Here is a 16,663-nt window from a genome sequence, read left to right as displayed (position 1 = left end):
CTTTACGATAATTATAGCACAAGCTTACATAAGCTTCATTCACCAGAAAGGACTGCGATATCATGTCACAAATTCTTGCAACCGCATCACCGCTGGGACGTCACTTCACCTTGAAATCTCTGCTGCGCTTTGCAGCACCGTCCATCGGCATGATGATCATCATCTCCCTCTATACCGTGACCGATGGCATCTTCATCGGCCGCTACGCCGGCAGCAATGCGCTCGCCGCTTCCAATATCGTCTACCCGGCCATCAATCTCGTACTGGGTCTGGCCATCATGCTGGCCTCAGGCGGTTCTGCCCTCGTCGCCAAGAATCTCGGCGAAGGCGAGCCTGAGGCCGCGCGGCGGCGCTTCACCATGCTCACCATCGCCACGGCCGTCTTCTCAGGCGTACTGGCGCTGCTAGCCTTTGCCGCAGGAGACAGTCTTCTCTTCCTGCTCGGTTCCTCCGCCGAACTCCTAAACGACTGCCGCAGCTATCTCTACGCGCTCCTGCCGTTCTTCCCGTTCGCTGCGCTCATGATTCTCTTCAATGCCTTCTTCATCGCAGACGGCCGCCCCAGCCAGGGATTCATCGTCTCCGTACTCGCCGGCCTGACCAATGCCGGGCTCGATTACCTGTTCCTCGCCCATCTTGACTTCGGCGTAATGGGCGCCGGACTGGCAACCGGCCTTGCTGACGTACTGGCGGCTGCCATCGGACTGATCTACTTCCAGCGTTACAGCCGCATCCTGCATTTCGCGCGCCCGCGCATGGAATGGTCCGCACTCGGGCAGGCCATGTACAACGGCAGCTCAGAACTCGTCACACAGCTTTCGGTCGGCATCACGACCTTCCTCTTCAACATCCTGACCTTCCGCTATGCCGGCGCAGACGGCGTCGCCGCCATCTCCGTCATCCTCTATGCCGAGATGCTGCTGACGGCCGTCTACATGGGCTTCACGAATGGTGTCGCCCCAATCTTCTCCTACCGCTTCGGCGCGCGGGACTTTAAGGAGCTGCGCCGTCTCGTCCGCCTGAGCCTGACGATTATCGCGGGCGGTGCGCTGCTCTCCTTCAGCCTCTCGCATCTGCTTGCTGAGCCGCTCGTCTCGCTGTTCCTGCCGCAGGGCGGCCACGTCTACGAGCTCACGCGCCAGGGTTTTGCGCTTTTCTCCTTCACGTTCCTGCTCTGCGGGTTCAACCTCTTCGTCTCCGGCTTCTTCACGGCCATCTCAGACGGCCGCACGTCTGCACTGATGTCGTTTGCCCGCAATCTGCTCGGCATCGTCTTCTTCCTTTTGACTCTGCCCCGGATGTTCGGGCTCTCCGGCGTCTGGCTAGCCGTACCGGCCGCCGATGTCACGGCCCTGCTCTTCGGCATCATCCTGCTCATCAGCAGGATGCGCGAGTTCAAGGACATGGATGCGGCACAGAAAGAAATCCGCCTGACCGATATCAATGGCAGGAATGCCTGACAGCCAGGTGCAGATGTTTTACAGATGTTTCACGTGAAACAAAATCAGCCTTTCCGCTGCACAGCGGAAAGGCTGATTTTTTATTGCATGTGCTCCGATATGCCTCAGGCTTTGGCGCCCGTGGAGTACATCGGGATTTTTTCCGGATTGTCCTGAATCGTCCAGACACCGCAGGGGCAGACACCGGCACAGATACCGCAGCCGATGCAGCGGTTCGGGTCGGACACGTACTCCCACGAGCCGTCTTCCTTCTCGACACGCGTGATGGCCTTCTCCGGGCAGGACTCGAGGCACATCTTGCAGTCACGGCAGGTACCGCAGCTCACGCAGCGCGTGTGATCGCTGACGGGGTCGCCGAGCAGGCAGTGATGGCATTTATCGAAATACGCCTTGGAAAGTCGCTCTGCAGGAATCTGCGGCTTCTCGGGGAACGGCTGGGCAGGCTTGCCCATGACGTACTGGTCAACGAACCAGGCGGCCTTGCGGCCGCTGCCGATTGCATCCGTCAAACGGCCCGGCTTGATCGTATCACCGGCCGTGAAGACGCCGTCCATGATGGAAAGGTCTTTCTTCGGCACGAGCCAGCTCTTGCGGAAGTATTCGATGCCCTCATCCTCCGGCAGGAAGTCGAGGACCGGCTCCTCACCGATGGAGACGATGACCTGGTCCGCTTCGATGAAGCGGCCGTCATTGCCATAGACGCCCTCGGGCGTGATCCTGCTCGTGAAGAACGGCCAGACAATCTTGCCGCCAAGTCCCTCGAAATAAGCGATTTCCTTGGCAAACGCCGCCGGCTTCTGGACATCAACGGCGATGACGGATTCCGCGCCCATCTCATAGGCGCCGCGGCACGTATCCATACCGGAGTTGCCGGCGCCGATGACGACGACCTTCCTGCCCGTTTTCGGGTGCTCACCGCGATTGATGGCCTTGAGGTACTCGAGGCCCATCGTCAGATGCTCCACGCCCTCCCACGGGAAGAAGCGGGATTTCGTGCCGCCCGTGGCGACGACGACAGCATCGCTGCTCTCGCGGATCTTGTCAAATTTCTCACGGTCTACCTTGCAGCCCGGAACGAATTTGACGCCGACGCTCTCGATGCGCTTGAGCTCGGATTCGAGCAATTCGTGTGAGAGACGGCCGCGCGGGATAACCTGTTCGAGCTTGCCGCCAATGTGGTCAGCATCATCGTAGACCGTGACCTCATGGCCCTTGCGGGCGAGCTGCCAGGCCGTCGAGAGGCCGGCGACGCCGCCGCCGATGATGCCGATCTTCTTGCCGGTCTTCGTCTTCGGCGGTTCCACCTTGGCAAAGGCGGAACTGTAGCCGAGGTCACCGATCTGGATGGGCTCATCAATCGTGCCGCGCGTGCAGGCATCCATGCAGGGATTCGGGCAGACCGAGCCGCAGACCGAGCCCGGGAACGGCGTATAATCGAGCTCGAGCTGGATGGCGTCTTCGAGGCGGCCCATGCGGATGAGATCGTAGCGGCGCTGCGTCGGGATGCCCGTCGGGCAGTTGAATTCGCAGGGTGCCGCGAATTTCGCATTGTCCCAGCTCGGCACGCGCAGACGGTAAAGGCCCGTGCAGATTGTATTGTGAACCTCGAAATCATCGTGTGCGACATCCGAGAAAATGCCGCCCTTGACCCATTCCTTGAGGCGGAAAGCGTGGAGATCCGGCGCTGCCTTCGGCTTGCGCTCAGCAGCCGTCAGCGGGCGCAGCTTGTGCCACTGACTCCAGTCCGTCAGCTCCTTCAGGAGTTCCGGACGCTCGATATGCGCGAGGAAATCCTCCATGCCGCCTGCGAGGAAGGCAATGTCGTCATCGTCAAGGTCCGAGCAGATGATGTCGGCCGGGTGCGTGCCGATCGGACCACGCACGTAAACGACGCCGCCGACCATGCCGACACAGGCGCGCTCGCCGAGCACGGACTCGAACTGCTCGCTGTCGTAGCCGCAGACGACGGCCTTGCCGCCGCCCATGAACTCGAAGGAGAACGAGCCGACATTCTTGAGGATCCAGAGCTCCGGCTCCTCATAGAGCGGATCGTGCTTCATCAGGGAACCCGTGCGCGTGCCGCCGCGGCCGCCGATGAAGATCTTGCCGCCCGAGGAGCAGTGGCCTGCCGTATCGCCGGCATCGCCACGTACCGTAATGATACCTCCGGCGTTGAGCCAGCCGACATCGGCCGAAGTCGATTCCTCAATGATGATTTCCGTGCCCGGCAGGCACATGGAGCCGGCACGCTGGCCGGCGTTCCAGACATGGAAGTGCAGCTTCTTGCCTTCCGGATGCCAGAGCGGGCCGCCGATGTCGTGCTGACCGGAAGCCTTGATCTCAAAGTCCGTCTCGCCCTGCTTGACGGCTTCGCCGATGGCCAGGAGCAGGTCCTGGGTGGACATGCGTTCATGCCCTTTCATGGTGTCTATCTTAAACATTAAGCTCTCCTCCTGCTATCAGCAAACGTACTGGATACCAAGCTTGTCCGCCACGGCCTTGTCCGTGGAAACGAGCGCATCGCTGCGGCCGATTGGCAGCGAGCTGTTGCCGATTGGCGCCATGAGTTTCTTGAGCTCGGAGTCGAAGGCCAGTACGTAATCGACGATTTTCTGTGCACCGCGGTCGATGTCGAGGCGCTTGACGAGACGCGGATCCTGCGAGCAGATGCCCATCGGGCACTTGCCCGTATTGCAGGAATTGCAGCGGCCCTGCTCATTGCCGATGCAGCCGAGGAGCTGGATGAGGATCTTGCCGACGAAGACGCCGTTGGCACCGAGGCACATCATCTTGAAGGCATCGGCTGCGGCATTGCCCGTCATGCCGATACCGCCGCCGCCGTAGAGGGGAATCTGTCCCTGCAGGCCCTGCTTGACGGCTGCGAGATAGCAGTCGCGGATCTTCGAGACGACCGGATGGCCTGTATGGTCGAGCGAGACTTCGTTGGCCGCGCCCGTGCCGCCCTGGATGCCGTCGATGAAGAAGCCGCCGCAGATCTTGTACGGATCGCGCAACAGATTGTTGTAGACCGATACCGACGTGGCCGAAGCCGCGCACTTGATGGCAACCGGCACGCGGAAGCCGAAGGCCGCATTCATCGAGAGATGCATCTTCTGAACGGATTCCTCGATGGAGTACAGGCCCTGATGGTTCGGCGGCGAAGCGAGCGTCGCCTTCGGTACGCCGCGGATGGCCTGGACATGCTCGGCCACCTTTGCCTCCGGCAGCAGGCCGCCGTCACCCGGTTTTGCACCCTGGCCAATCTTGATGAGGATGCCGGCAGGATCCGTCTTCATGTGCGGCATGGCCTTGATGATGCGGTTCCAGCCGAAGTGACCGGATGCGATCTGGATGATGAAGTATTTGAGGTAATCCGATTCGAGGAGTTTGACCGGCATGCCGCCCTCGCCGGAGCTCATGCGTACCGGCAGGCCGCATTTCTCATTGAGGTAGCCGACGGCGAGAGCCACGGCCTCCCAGGCGCGCGTTGAGAGAGCACCAATGGACATATCCGAGAAAATCAGCGGGTAGATCCAGTGAACCGGCGGCGTGTGCTTCGTCTCGACGAGCTTGCCGTCCTTGATGGCAAACGGCAGCTCCTTGGCCGAGAGCACACGGCCGAACGGCGAGCGGATATCAAAGGTATGGCGCGCAGCATCGAGCGACGGGTCCGTCATCTGCGAGATGCGGCCGACAACGATGGAATCGAGCGTTCGCTGTGCATTGAGGTTCGTGCGGCCGCCACGCTTGATGGGGCCATGATCCTTCGAGAGCAGCGTCTTTCTCGTATCCGGATTGCGCACGGGGCGAATGGCATTGTTCGGGCAGACCTTCTCGCAGATGCCGCAGCCACGGCAGAAATCCGTGAGACTCGCCACCTGCTTGATGACCGGGCGGGCCGCATGCAGGTGCTTGGGCTCCGGCTGCGTGCTCTCCGAAATGGTCATGTCGCGGCGTTCCACGCTGACCTTGATGGATTTGAAGGAACAGCTGGCCACGCAGCTGCCGCACATCGTACAGCGCGAAGGATCATATTCTATTTTCCAGGGCAGATCATTGACGCCCACATCCTGAGTCTTTACTGCTTCCATCTCTGTACCTCCAGGTCATTGTCGATGACGACGATTTCACGTTCATTCGGATAGATATCCTGCGTCTGGTCACGATCCGGCATGATTTCATTGAGGCCGCAGACCTCCGACGAGATGGCTACCATATCATCCGTGCGTCCGACCACGACGGGGCGCAGCTTCTTGGAATCGCAACAGGTAATCATCTTCATGTCCGGCAGGACGCCGATGATGGTGTTCGGGCCGTTGATCTCGAGGTTCGCGAGGCTCTGGCGGATCGCGATGAGCACATCCTTGTCGGGACGCTCGGCGATCTCCTCGAACGGCAGCGGCGTGATGACGTGCTTGTAATACGTCAGCGGCCACTTGAGTTCGTGATGGACGTAATGGAGCGTATTGAGGAAGCACTGGGAATCGGACTCAAAGCCGATGTAGCCGCGGTGCAGGGATTTCTGGAATTCCTTGTTCTTCGTGTAGAACGTATTCTCACCGTTGGCGCAGAGCGTGTAGCCCTGCAGGAAGAACGGATGCGCCGCATAGCGGACGATGTCGTAGTTCGTGTTCTGACGGCACTGAGCCACGATGGATTTCGCCACGAGGCAGCCATTGTCGTCCCAGAGATGGAAATACGTCGCGATATCGCGCGGATCGCCGATCTCCTTGAGCGTCAGCACATCCGGCCAGAAGGAATAGACAAAACCGGCATCCTCTTTCTCGAGCAGCTTGCGCAGTGCCAGGCGCGTATCGAGCAGCAGGTCCTCCTTCTGCTCCTTCGTCATGTGTTCGGCATCCTCCGGATAATCGTAATTGCGGAAAATGTAGTACGGCATCGCCTTGATATCGAGGCCCGGACGTTTATCCGGCACCGGGATCCACTCGGCCAGCTGGACGAAGTTATGGGCATCCATATACTCCTCCACGAGCTGCGCGCCGCGCTGCGTGCAAGCCAGCGACAGCAGCGGCTTGTCCTTATAATTGGAAAAGATTCCGTACAGGTCCTGCATGACCATGGCGAAACCAGAATTGTCGTGCCCTTCCTGCTGCGGCAGCATCAGGTGAAGTGCCTTGGATGGCTGAATGGGTACTTTACTCTTGATTGAACCTATCCGACACATGGCGGTCTCTCCTTCTATATACACACAAATGTATTTTTACAATGCATATTGGGTTACGTAACTTCTATTATAAAAATGTATACTTGCTATGTCAACCGGAATGTAACATGTATACATGAATACCACGCTTTCCATAATTATTCTTTATTGTTTATACTTGTATGAAAAAGATGATAAAAAAATCCCGCACAAACTCGAACAAACAAGTTTGTGCGGGATTCTCTGTCAAGCCAAAACCTATATGGCTTAGAGATAGCCCACCGGATTGACCGGCGAACCATTGACGCGGACTTCATAGTGGACGTGCGGGCCTGTCGAAAAGCCCGTGCTGCCCATGTAGGCAATAATCTGGCCGCGGCGTACATGCTGACCGGCCGAGACGACCACCTGCATCGCATGACCGTAACGCGTCATGATGCCATTGCCATGGTCGATGTCGACCATATTGCCGTAGCCGCCCGAATTCCAGCCGGCCGTCGTGACGACACCATCCGCCGTCGCGACAATCGGCGTGCCCATATCATTGGCGATATCGATGCCCGGATGGAAGTCCGAGCCGTTCCAGCGCAAGCCGAACGGCGAGCTCACATCGCCACGTGCCGGCCAGATGGAAGGCGTCGTGATGGATACACCGGCCATCGTCGTCATGCCCGGCAGAGAGGAACCCGCGGCCATGCCCAGCTGCTCCTGCTGCTGCTTGAGCTGCTCCTGCAGGGCCAGCAGGGATTCGCGGCGCTTGGCGACATCCTTCTCGATATTGTCGAGTGCCGCGCTGACATTCTCCAGATCCGGCGTCACATGTGGGCCGCCCTGGCCATCATGCGTGCCATCACTGCTGTCATCCATCTGTCCGGCATCATCCTCTGCGGGGCCGGCGCCCGACATGCGGCGCAAATCCGATTCCAGCTGCGTCAGCTGGTCGAGCTGGTCCTGCAGCGCATTGGCCTTCTTCGAGAGCTGCAGCAGCTGTTCCTGCTGGATATTGTTGACTTCCCGGAGCTCGCGGATTTCCGAAGCGCCATTCTGATTGACGAACGTGCTGTAAACCGAATAGCTGAAGGCGCCGACAAACAGCAGTGCACCTGCAGCCAGCGAGGCTGCCCCGTACTTGAGCATGCGTGCCGAAAGGCGGATGCTCTTGACATCGCCCTTGTCATCCGGTATGAGCTTGATTGTATAGATGGTCTGCTTCTTCTTCGGTTTTGCCTTCGGCTGCTCTGCCTTCTGCTTCTCAGCGGCAGCCGCCTGTTCCGGCTGTTTCTCTTCCTTATTATCGTTATCCAAAAAACCGAACCTCCAAAAACAAAAATAATCCACGGACCCTTACTCTCCCTGGATTACAACTGATCAAATAACGAAAAATGAACCTTATGCTTTATTATAGCATAAGGTTCATTCCAATTCAAAACATTATTTTTTCATTCAGGCCTCTGCCGCAACTTTCCCCATGGCCTCATCAAGAGCCTGCTGTTCCTCTGCCATCAGCGCATACGTGGACGTTCCGTTCTCCACGGGCTTGACGTAGCTGCGCGAATCCTCACGACCGAAAATACTCGTGAGGATGACGCCGTTGTTGTGCGAATCCAGCAGGGCGACCGCATAGCTGAGGTCGCTGCCCATGTCGTCAAACGCGCGGAAACGCACGACACCGACACGCGTGATGGCCAGCTGCAGCAGGGCATCAATGCGCTCATTTTCCTGCTTGATGCGCTCATTCTCCTCAGCCACGGCCTTCATCTCATTGATATGCCCAATCAGCATGCGTTCCAGATTCGACCCATCAGCGCCCGTCATCATCTTGCGATACCGCTTCTTCATGTAATTGACCTTCATGTAGAGATTGATGGTCAGCAGAAGCAGCAGCAGGGCCAGAACGCCCAGGACCGCAACGATCATGACGATATTATCGAGTGCAAGTTTGGTGATTACCTGAATATCCATTTTCTTCTTGAAAACTCCTTAGAATGTATAACAACGATGTTTCACGTGAAACATCATGGATCAAACCACAAAATCCTTTGGTCCTCCAGCCGACGGAGCAGGAGAATCCTCCTGCCTGGTCAGGAGTTCCAACAGCCGTTCCAGATCGTCCTCTGAATAAAATTCGATCTCGATGCGGCTTTTTTTGCGTCCCGAACGAATGTGTACGCTCGTGCCGAGGGCCTCGACCAGACGATTCGCCGCAGCTTCGAGAAAGGCGTCCTGATTGCGCCCGCTCTGCCCGTCGTTCGTCTTCTCCTGCTCTGCTTTCGCCGCAGACAGGGACTGAAGATACGCCGGGTTCTCAAGCAGCTTATGCACGAGTTCCTCGGCCTGACGGGCCGAGCTGCCATGCTCGCGGATAAAGGCTGCAGCCTGACGCTGCAGATCCATGTCGTCAAGCGCGAGCAGCGGCTTGGCCTGCCCCATCGACAGATTGCCGCTCGCGACATCATCCTGAACGTCAGGTGCCAGGCGCAGCAGGCGCAGGAAATTGGCAACATGCGAACGGCTGCGGCCGATCTTCTGCGCAATGACCTCCTGCGTCAGATGGAAATCCTGCATGAGGCGTTCGTACGCCCGCGCCTCCTCAATCGCATTGAGGTTCTCGCGCTGGATGTTCTCGATCAGAGCAATCGCACTGATCTCCGCATCATTGTATTCGCGCACAAGAGCGGGCACTTTCACAAGGCCGGCCAGGCGCGCCGCACGCAGGCGGCGCTCACCGGCGATGAGCTCATAGCCGCGCTCAGGCAGCCGGCGCACGATGAGCGGCTGCAATATGCCGTAATGCTGGATGGATGCACGGAGCTCCTCGAGAGCCGCTTCATCAAATTCCTGACGAGGCTGATAACGGTTGGCCTGTATCTCAGCTGCCGGGATTTCCTGCACCTGATCTCTGGCCGGCGTGATCTTGCGGTCCTTGAGCAGGGCTCCCAGTCCCTTGCCAAGGCCGCCATGCCCCTTACTTGCCATGAGCCATCACCTCTTCTGCCAGCTGGCGGTAGGTATCCGCACCCTTGGAGCGCTTATCGTAATAGATGATTGGTTCGCCGTACGACGGCGCTTCACTGAGCCGCACCGTACGCGGAATCATCGTCTTGTAGACGAGTTCCCCAAATGTTTCCCGTACTTCGGCCACGACCTGCTCAGCCAGACGCGTGCGGGAATCGTACATCGTCATGAGCACGCCTTCGACCTCCAGACCGGCATTGAGATTGGAACGCACGAGCTCAATCGTATTCATGAGCTGCGAGACACCTTCCAATGCATAGAACTCGCACTGGATTGGCATGAGCACCGAATCCGCCGCTGCCAGGGAATTGAGCGTCAGGAGCCCCAGCGAGGGCGGGCAGTCGATGATGATGTAATCGTAAGCCCCGGCTACGGTATCGAGGGCCCGCTTGAGGCGCGTCTCACGCGAGATGGCTGCCACGAGCTCAACCTCAGCTCCCGCCAGTTCGATATTGGCCGGCAGGACATCCACTTGGAATTCCGTATGTACAAGCGCCTGTTCAATCGGCGTGCCCTCGATGATCACCTGATAGATGGTCGTATCGAGCGCGGATTTATCGATGCCATAGCCACTGGAGGCATTGCCCTGCGGATCACAGTCCACCAGCAGGATTTTCTTGCCTTTCTCCGCCAGGCATGCCGCCAGGTTGACGGAAGTCGTCGTCTTGCCGACGCCGCCTTTCTGATTGGCTACTGCAATGATTTTTGCCACATAGTTCACCACTTTCCTAGAATTTGCCCCAGACCACGGCCTGTCAGGAACATCGATACATTATTCCTTGTAAAAAGACCCCGGAATCAGTATAATTGTTACATTGTAACATTTGTAAACGACGAATGCCACAGCACGTGGCTACCATACATACATATGGGCAATTTTTTCCTATATCATATAATATAATGAATTGGTGAAAAATGCTATTGTTTCACGTGAAACAACATAAAAAATTTTCCCGAGGAGGTTTTATCATGCCCGTCTACAATGCCCCACTGCTCACGATTGATCCCAAGGAAACCCGGCGCTACGCAGGGCTCATGCGTGCCAAGAACTTCGACGAAGCCCTCATTGAAGAGGCCTGTCAGGATGCGCGCCTGCTCGCCAAGCCGCAGGGTATCTGGCAGCTCTACGACTACGACTGCGAGAAGCAGGATGTCCTGGCTGATCCCCCCTTCCATATCGAAGGCGCGAAAATCGGCAAGCATCTCGCCGGCTGCGACAAGGTCATCCTGCTGGCCGTCACGGTCGGCGATGATATCGAGGACATGGTCACGAAACGCTTTTCCGATGGTGAGTACGCCTCCAGCGTGCTGCTCGATGCCGCAGCGACCACGGCCGTCGAGCAGCTGGCCGATGGCATGGAACGGGCCATCAAGCCCAAGATGGCGGCGCAGGGCTATGGCATGCGCTGGCGTTTCAGCCCGGGCTACGGCGACTGGCCGCTCGACCAGCAGCCTGAGCTCATCCGCCTGACACGCTGCGAGACGATTGGCATCACCCTTTCTGAGTCCAAGATGCTCGTGCCGCGCAAAAGCGTCACGGCCATCATCGGCCTTTACAAGGAAGAAACGCATACCACCCCACAAGCAGATGCTCACGAAGCCAGGGGCTGCGCCGCGTGCGGCAAGAAAGACTGTCCTTCACGCAGACAAGAATAAATAAAATGACGAAAGGGAACGGATTTTCCTTGACATATAATGCATACTAACATAGTATGGTTATAAAATAATACCTATACAAACTGCAAAACTGAATGAACAATAAGGAGCGTTACCATGATCCATATCTTTGACGGTGCCATGGGTACCATGCTGCAGGCCGGGGGGCTCAAACCAGGCGGCTGCCCTGAGCTCATGAACATCGAGCATCCGGAAGTCGTCCTTGGTATCCACCGCGCATATATCGAAGCCGGTGCGACCATCATCGAGACGAATACCTTCGGCGCGAGCCGCCTCAAACTCGACCATTACGGTCTCGAGGACCGCGTGGCAGAGCTCAACGCCGCCGCCGTGCGGATTGCCCGGGAAGCGGCAGGCGAGAAAGCAAAGATTGCCGGCTCCATGGGCCCGACGGGCCGTTTCATCAGCCCGCTCGGCGATCTCGATTTTGAAGAAGCCTATGCCTGCTTCCACGAGCAGGCCGCTGCCCTCGCCGAGGCCGGCATCGATTACTTCATCATCGAAACCTGCATCGACATCCAGGAAATGCGCGCCGCGCTGCTCGCCGCCAAGGATGTCGCGCCCAACATCCCCGTCATCTGCCAGCTGACCTACAGCGATGATGGCCGTACCGTCACGGGTACGGACCCGCAGTCCGCCGCCATCATCCTCTCGGCCATGGGCGCCGATATCATCGGCGTCAACTGCTCGCTTGGACCGGAACAGCTCGTGCCGATTGTCAAAACGCTTGCCGAGAACTGCGACTGCCCGATCAGCGTACAGCCGAACGCCGGCATGCCGCAGCTCGTCGACGGCGAAACGCACTTCCCGATGGGACCGGAGGACTTCGGCAGCTGGGCACCAAAGCTCCTCGCCGCCGGTGCCACCTACCTCGGCGGCTGCTGCGGCACGACGCCGGAGCACATCCGCGCCCTCGCCTCCGCCCTCGCTGACTGTGAGGAACCCAGACGCGCCGCACGTCCCCAGCGCCTCTGGCTGGCCAGCCGCAGCAAATCCGTCTGCATCGACAAAGACCTGCCGACCGTCCTCATCGGCGAACGCATCAACCCGACGGGCCGCAAAAAGCTCGCCGCCGAGATTCGCGAGGGGGCGCTGCTCTCCGTCAAGAAGGAAGCCGTCAATCAGGTGAAGGCCGGCGCCAGACTTCTCGACGTCAACATGGGCGTTGCCGGCATCGATGCCGTAACGGCCATGAAGCAGGCTGTAACCGAAATTGCCCAGCTTACCGACGCACCGCTCGCCATCGATACGAGCGACGCCGCAGCACTCGAAGCCGGCCTGCGCGCCTATCCGGGCCGCGCGCTCATCAACTCCGTCTCCGCCGAGGATGCCCGCATCCGCGATTTTCTGCCGCTCGCCAAGAAATACGGCGCTGCCATCCTCTGCCTGCCAATCACCGAAGACGGCGTGCCCAAGACGGCAGACGACCGCCTCAAGGCCGTGCAGTTCATCATCGGGAAAGCCCGGAAAGCCGGGCTCAAGGACGGAGATTTCCTGCTCGACGCCCTCGTCATGACCGTATCGGCTGACAAGAATGCCTGCCGCGAAGTCCTGCGTACCCTGCATCTCTATCGCCAGCATCTGGGCTTCCCCTCCACGATGGGCCTTTCCAACATCTCCTTCGGCCTGCCGAACCGGCCGCTCATCAACAGCACCTTCTTTGCCATGTGCCTTGCGGCCGGCCTCGATGCACCGATCATGAACCCCTACGATGAATCCATGCAGAAAGCCCTCAAGGCCAGTGCGGCCCTGCTCGGCGACGACCCCTGCGGCCTGGCCTTCAGTCAGGACGAGAGCAACCTCGCCGTGCCCAAGAAAGCAGCCGTGATGAAGACGACGAACCTGCCAATCCTTGAGGCCATCAAGCAGGCCGTCATCGAAGGTGAAAAAGACATCATCGTCGACCTCGTCCTCAAGGCGCTCGAAGAGGGCAAGACAGGCAATGAGATCACGGAAAACGGCCTGACCGCCGCCATGACGGAAATCGGCGAAGACTTCGGCTCCGGGCGCATGTTCCTGCCGCAGGTCCTCTTGTCTGCCGAAACCATGCGCGCCGCCTTTGACAAGCTCAAGGAACTCATCCCGGCCAGTGCCGAAGCGGACAAGGGTACCTTCGTCATTGCCACGGTCAAGGGCGATGTCCACGACCTCGGCAAGAACATCACGGGAGCCCTGCTTGCCAACTCCGGCTTCAAGGTCATCGATCTCGGCAAGGACGTCGATGCCGATACCATCGTGCAGGCAGCCAAAGAACACCAGGCCGACATCGTCGGCCTCGCCGCACTGATGACGACCACGATGCCGCAGATCGACAAAGTCATCGCCAGGCTCCGGGACGAACAGCTCGACGTGAAGGTCATGATCGGCGGCGCCGCCGTCACCCAGGACTACGCCGATGCCTGCGGTGCCGACGCCTACGCAGCCGACGGCGTAAAGGCCGTCAAGCTCGCCAAACAAATGGTCGGAGCGGAATAAATCTCACTTATTCAAGATGCGGATATCGTAACCTTCGGCGGGAGGGCTGCGCAAAAACGAAGCGTTGGCGCGCTGCGTAAAGAATCGATTTTTTTCCTTTTAAGGCAGCCTGCCAAAAGTGCGAAACGCGCTACGCTTGAACGACGCACTTTTGACAGGAGGCTGGCAGGAAAAAAATCGATTTAGCAGCCCGACTTCGCGAAGTGTTGCGCAGCCCTCCCGCCGCCATCTCACGATCGTCACATCCCCTGTATAAAAGAAGCCCGCTTCCTCATCCATGACGGATGGGAAGCGGGCTTCTCTTTTGTTATGCAAATCCTTGCGATCAGAACAGAACCTTTGCAAGATGCAGATAGTCCGGATCAAGAACCTTCTTGTTGTTGACGGCATCATGCAGGTCGATCGAAACGACACGGCCCTTGCTGTAGCCGAACACGATATCCGACAGGCCGGAAATCAGTGCAAGAGCAGCCTGCTCGCCGAGCTGGCTGGCGCGTACGCGGTCGATGACCGACGGAGCTCCCCCACGCTGGATATGGCCGAGCACCGATACGCGCGTATCGAGCTGCGTCTTCTCGGCAATATGCTTGCCGATTTCCTGGCCGCTGCCGGCACCCTCAGCCACGACGACGAGGATGTAACGCTTGCCCTTCTTGTAGGCTTCCTTCATGTCTTCGCAGATGGCGTCGAGATCGTACTCTTCTTCCGGTACCAGGATGTACTCCGCACCGCCCGAGATGCCCGAAACGAGTGCGAGCCAGCCGCAGTTGCGGCCCATGACCTCGAGGACGATGACGCGACGATGAGCCGAAGCCGTATCGCGCAGCTTGTTGATGGCATCGATAATCGTATTGGCAGCCGTATCGCAGCCAATCGTATAGTCAGAGCCCCAGACATCATTATCGATCGTGCCCGGCAGGCCGACAATCGGCATGCCCGTCTCCTTCGACAGGAGGGATGCGCCGCGCAGGGAACCGTCACCACCGATGACGCAGAGACCTTCGATGCCGCGGTCCTTGAGGTTCTGATAACCCATCATGCGGCCTTCCGGCGTCTTCCAGCGCTTGCAGCGTGCCGTACCAAGGAAAGTGCCGCCACGCTGGATGATATCGCCGACATCCTTGGACTGCATCTCAAACATATCCTGCTCGAGCAGACCGTGATAGCCGCCACGGATACCCCAGACCTTGACACCTTCGTATAAAGCAGTACGTACAACCGCGCGTGCCGCTGCATTCATTCCTGGGCTGTCGCCGCCACTGGTCATGACTGCAATGCTTTTCAACATAATGGAAGTCCCCCTTGAATTGAGAATAGCTAGCATATTGACTGGCTGAAAGCCATCGTATGACGTTTAACTACACCTAATGATACCATAAAAATCCCTTGGAAAACAGGGATGCCGGTTATTTTTTCGGACCAGCTCAGACCTTGACAAAATTCCATCTGGATGATAGATTTTAGTTAGATGCTGTGCAACTGACGGAAGTGGATGACCACAGGGAGCACAGGGAAGAAGAGCCGACCGTCTGGGCAGAGCCTGGATTTGTGTCGGCTTTTTTGTATGTGAAAAGGAGCAAATAGCAAAATGAAAGAACTGGAACTCAAATACGGGTGCAACCCGAACCAGAAACCAGCCCGCGTTTTCATGGAAAACGGTGAACTGCCTTTCGAGGTCCTCAACGGCCGTCCCGGCTACATCAACCTGCTTGACGCCATGAACAGCTGGCAGCTCGTCCGTGAGCTGCGGGAAGCCACGGGCCTGCCGGCTGCCGCTTCTTTCAAGCACGTCAGCCCGGCTGGCGCTGCTGTCGCCGTTCCTCTTTCGCCGGTCCTCGAGAAAGTCTACTTCGTCGAAGGCGTGGAGCTCTCCCCGATTGCCACGGCCTACATCCGTGCCCGCGGTGCTGACCGCATGAGCTCCTACGGCGATTTCGTCGCCCTCTCGGACGAATGCGACGCACAGACGGCTTCCTTCCTCAAGCGCGAAGTATCGGACGGCATCATTGCACCGTCGTATTCGCCGGAAGCCCTCGAGATCCTCAAATCGAAGCGCAAAGGCACGTACCTGATCCTGCAGATGGACCCCGCCTATCAGCCGGAAGAACTCGAGCGCAAGCAGGTCTTCGGCGTCACGTTCGAACAGAAACGCAACAATGTCGAAATCACGGAAGACTGCCTCAAGGACATCGTGACGAAGAATCATGATCTGCCGGAAAGCGCCAAGCGCGATCTCCTGATTGCCCTCATCACGCTCAAATACACGCAGTCCAACTCCGTCTGCTACACGAAGGACGGACAGGCCATCGGCATCGGTGCTGGCCAGCAGAGCCGCGTCCACTGCACGCGCCTTGCCGGCACGAAGGCGGACAACTGGTTCCTGCGCCAGAGCCCGCAGGTCCTTGGCCTCCCGTTCAAGCCGGAAGTCCGCCGCCCAGACCGCGACAATGCCATCGACGTCTACATCGGCGAGGAATGGGAAGACCTGCTCGAGACGGACGACTGGAAGCGCGTCTTCACCGAAAAACCGCCTGTCTTCACACGCGAGCAGAAGAAAGCCTGGCTCCAGAAGGAAGAAGGTGTCTCTCTTGGCTCCGATGCCTTCTTCCCGTTCGGCGACAACATCGAGCGCGCCCACAAGAGCGGCGTGACCTACGTCGCCCAGACCGGCGGTTCCATCCGTGACGACAACGTCATCGAGACGGCCGACAAATACAACATGACGATGGCCATGACGCACATCCGTCTGTTCCATCATTAAGATACCGCCATTGGCTATGCGATTCTCCTCCTTCTGGAACTCGGTCACAAGACAGGACCGCTGATCTGTGCTAGAATAATGCCAAGGAGAGTTTTCACTGCTAACGATGAT

General features: G+C 58.3%; 12 protein-coding genes and 1 riboswitch. Of the genes, 4 read left to right on the top strand and 8 right to left on the bottom strand.

Annotation, left to right across the window (positions count from 1 at the left end):
• The first annotated feature begins 62 nt into the window (after window positions 1-62).
• Window positions 63-1,460: an MATE family efflux transporter gene (locus tag DWZ54_RS08205; RefSeq protein WP_118475441.1), complete on the top strand. Its 1,398-nt coding sequence runs from the start codon at window positions 63-65 to the stop codon at window positions 1,458-1,460.
• A 104-nt stretch (window positions 1,461-1,564) separates the two neighbouring features.
• Here the strand turns inward: DWZ54_RS08205 and DWZ54_RS08200 are convergent, their stop codons facing one another.
• From DWZ54_RS08200 to DWZ54_RS08170, 7 genes are all read right to left on the bottom strand, one after another.
• The gene (locus tag DWZ54_RS08200) at window positions 1,565-3,901 is read right to left on the bottom strand and encodes an FAD-dependent oxidoreductase (protein WP_118475439.1); all 2,337 of its coding nucleotides are present in this window, start codon (window positions 3,899-3,901) and stop codon (window positions 1,565-1,567) included.
• 18 nt (window positions 3,902-3,919) lie between these two features.
• Entirely contained in the window at window positions 3,920-5,551 is a 1,632-nt protein-coding gene (locus tag DWZ54_RS08195; protein ID WP_118475437.1) for a glutamate synthase-related protein, read from the bottom strand.
• Entirely contained in the window at window positions 5,539-6,645 is a 1,107-nt protein-coding gene (locus tag DWZ54_RS08190) for a glutamate synthase (protein ID WP_118475436.1), read from the bottom strand. Before DWZ54_RS08190 ends, DWZ54_RS08195 begins: the two co-directional genes overlap by 13 nt.
• A gap of 246 nt (window positions 6,646-6,891) precedes the next feature.
• Window positions 6,892-7,929 (bottom strand): peptidoglycan DD-metalloendopeptidase family protein, encoded by a 1,038-nt coding sequence (locus tag DWZ54_RS08185; RefSeq protein ID WP_370245761.1) that lies wholly within the window; start codon window positions 7,927-7,929, stop codon window positions 6,892-6,894.
• A 138-nt stretch (window positions 7,930-8,067) separates the two neighbouring features.
• Window positions 8,068-8,586 carry a DUF4446 family protein gene (locus DWZ54_RS08180; RefSeq protein ID WP_118475434.1) on the bottom strand — a complete coding sequence of 173 codons (519 nt, stop codon included), beginning with the start codon at window positions 8,584-8,586 and terminating at the stop codon, window positions 8,068-8,070.
• A 60-nt stretch (window positions 8,587-8,646) separates the two neighbouring features.
• The gene (locus DWZ54_RS08175; RefSeq protein ID WP_118475432.1) at window positions 8,647-9,600 is read right to left on the bottom strand and encodes a ParB/RepB/Spo0J family partition protein; all 954 of its coding nucleotides are present in this window, start codon (window positions 9,598-9,600) and stop codon (window positions 8,647-8,649) included.
• On the bottom strand, window positions 9,590-10,360 hold the full coding sequence (locus DWZ54_RS08170; RefSeq protein WP_298465507.1) for a ParA family protein: 771 nt from the start codon (window positions 10,358-10,360) through the stop codon (window positions 9,590-9,592). The genes DWZ54_RS08175 and DWZ54_RS08170 overlap by 11 nt, the downstream gene beginning before the upstream one ends.
• A gap of 248 nt (window positions 10,361-10,608) precedes the next feature.
• Between DWZ54_RS08170 and DWZ54_RS08165 the strand changes: the two genes are divergently transcribed.
• Complete coding sequence (locus DWZ54_RS08165; protein WP_118475430.1) at window positions 10,609-11,295, top strand: vitamin B12 dependent-methionine synthase activation domain-containing protein; 687 nt, start codon at window positions 10,609-10,611, stop codon at window positions 11,293-11,295.
• Between the two features lie 117 nt (window positions 11,296-11,412).
• Window positions 11,413-13,791, top strand: a complete 2,379-nt coding sequence (locus tag DWZ54_RS08160; RefSeq protein ID WP_118475429.1) for a homocysteine S-methyltransferase family protein — start codon at window positions 11,413-11,415, stop codon at window positions 13,789-13,791.
• Between the two features lie 325 nt (window positions 13,792-14,116).
• Here DWZ54_RS08160 and pfkA read toward each other — a convergent pair whose 3' ends face one another.
• The gene (pfkA, locus tag DWZ54_RS08155) at window positions 14,117-15,079 is read right to left on the bottom strand and encodes a 6-phosphofructokinase (protein ID WP_118015072.1); all 963 of its coding nucleotides are present in this window, start codon (window positions 15,077-15,079) and stop codon (window positions 14,117-14,119) included.
• A 177-nt stretch (window positions 15,080-15,256) separates the two neighbouring features.
• Window positions 15,257-15,333, top strand: a riboswitch (ZMP/ZTP riboswitch).
• Between the two features lie 46 nt (window positions 15,334-15,379).
• Between pfkA and DWZ54_RS08150 the strand changes: the two genes are divergently transcribed.
• Window positions 15,380-16,552 (top strand): phosphoribosylaminoimidazolecarboxamide formyltransferase, encoded by a 1,173-nt coding sequence (locus tag DWZ54_RS08150; RefSeq protein ID WP_118475427.1) that lies wholly within the window; start codon window positions 15,380-15,382, stop codon window positions 16,550-16,552.
• The last annotated feature ends 111 nt before the right edge of the window (window positions 16,553-16,663 follow it).

The sequence above is a fragment of the Mitsuokella sp. AF33-22 genome (assembly GCF_003475755.1).
Taxonomy (GTDB): Bacteria; Bacillota; Negativicutes; order Selenomonadales; family Selenomonadaceae; genus Mitsuokella.
The sequence above is the reverse complement of the archived record's forward strand: the minus strand, read 5'-3'. Positions and strand labels throughout refer to the sequence as shown.

Bases quoted from the DNA above. Each gene is read 5' to 3' on its own strand.
- DWZ54_RS08205 (WP_118475441.1), top strand. From the start codon at position 63: ATGTCACAAATTCTTGCAACCGCATCACCGCTGGGACGTCACTTCACC.
- DWZ54_RS08200 (WP_118475439.1), bottom strand. From the start codon at position 3,901: ATGTTTAAGATAGACACCATGAAAGGGCATGAACGCATGTCCACCCAG.
- DWZ54_RS08195 (WP_118475437.1), bottom strand. From the start codon at position 5,551: ATGGAAGCAGTAAAGACTCAGGATGTGGGCGTCAATGATCTGCCCTGG.
- DWZ54_RS08190 (WP_118475436.1), bottom strand. From the start codon at position 6,645: ATGTGTCGGATAGGTTCAATCAAGAGTAAAGTACCCATTCAGCCATCC.
- DWZ54_RS08180 (WP_118475434.1), bottom strand. From the start codon at position 8,586: ATGGATATTCAGGTAATCACCAAACTTGCACTCGATAATATCGTCATG.
- DWZ54_RS08175 (WP_118475432.1), bottom strand. From the start codon at position 9,600: ATGGCAAGTAAGGGGCATGGCGGCCTTGGCAAGGGACTGGGAGCCCTG.
- DWZ54_RS08165 (WP_118475430.1), top strand. From the start codon at position 10,609: ATGCCCGTCTACAATGCCCCACTGCTCACGATTGATCCCAAGGAAACC.
- DWZ54_RS08160 (WP_118475429.1), top strand. From the start codon at position 11,413: ATGATCCATATCTTTGACGGTGCCATGGGTACCATGCTGCAGGCCGGG.
- pfkA (WP_118015072.1), bottom strand. From the start codon at position 15,079: ATGTTGAAAAGCATTGCAGTCATGACCAGTGGCGGCGACAGCCCAGGA.
- DWZ54_RS08150 (WP_118475427.1), top strand. From the start codon at position 15,380: ATGAAAGAACTGGAACTCAAATACGGGTGCAACCCGAACCAGAAACCA.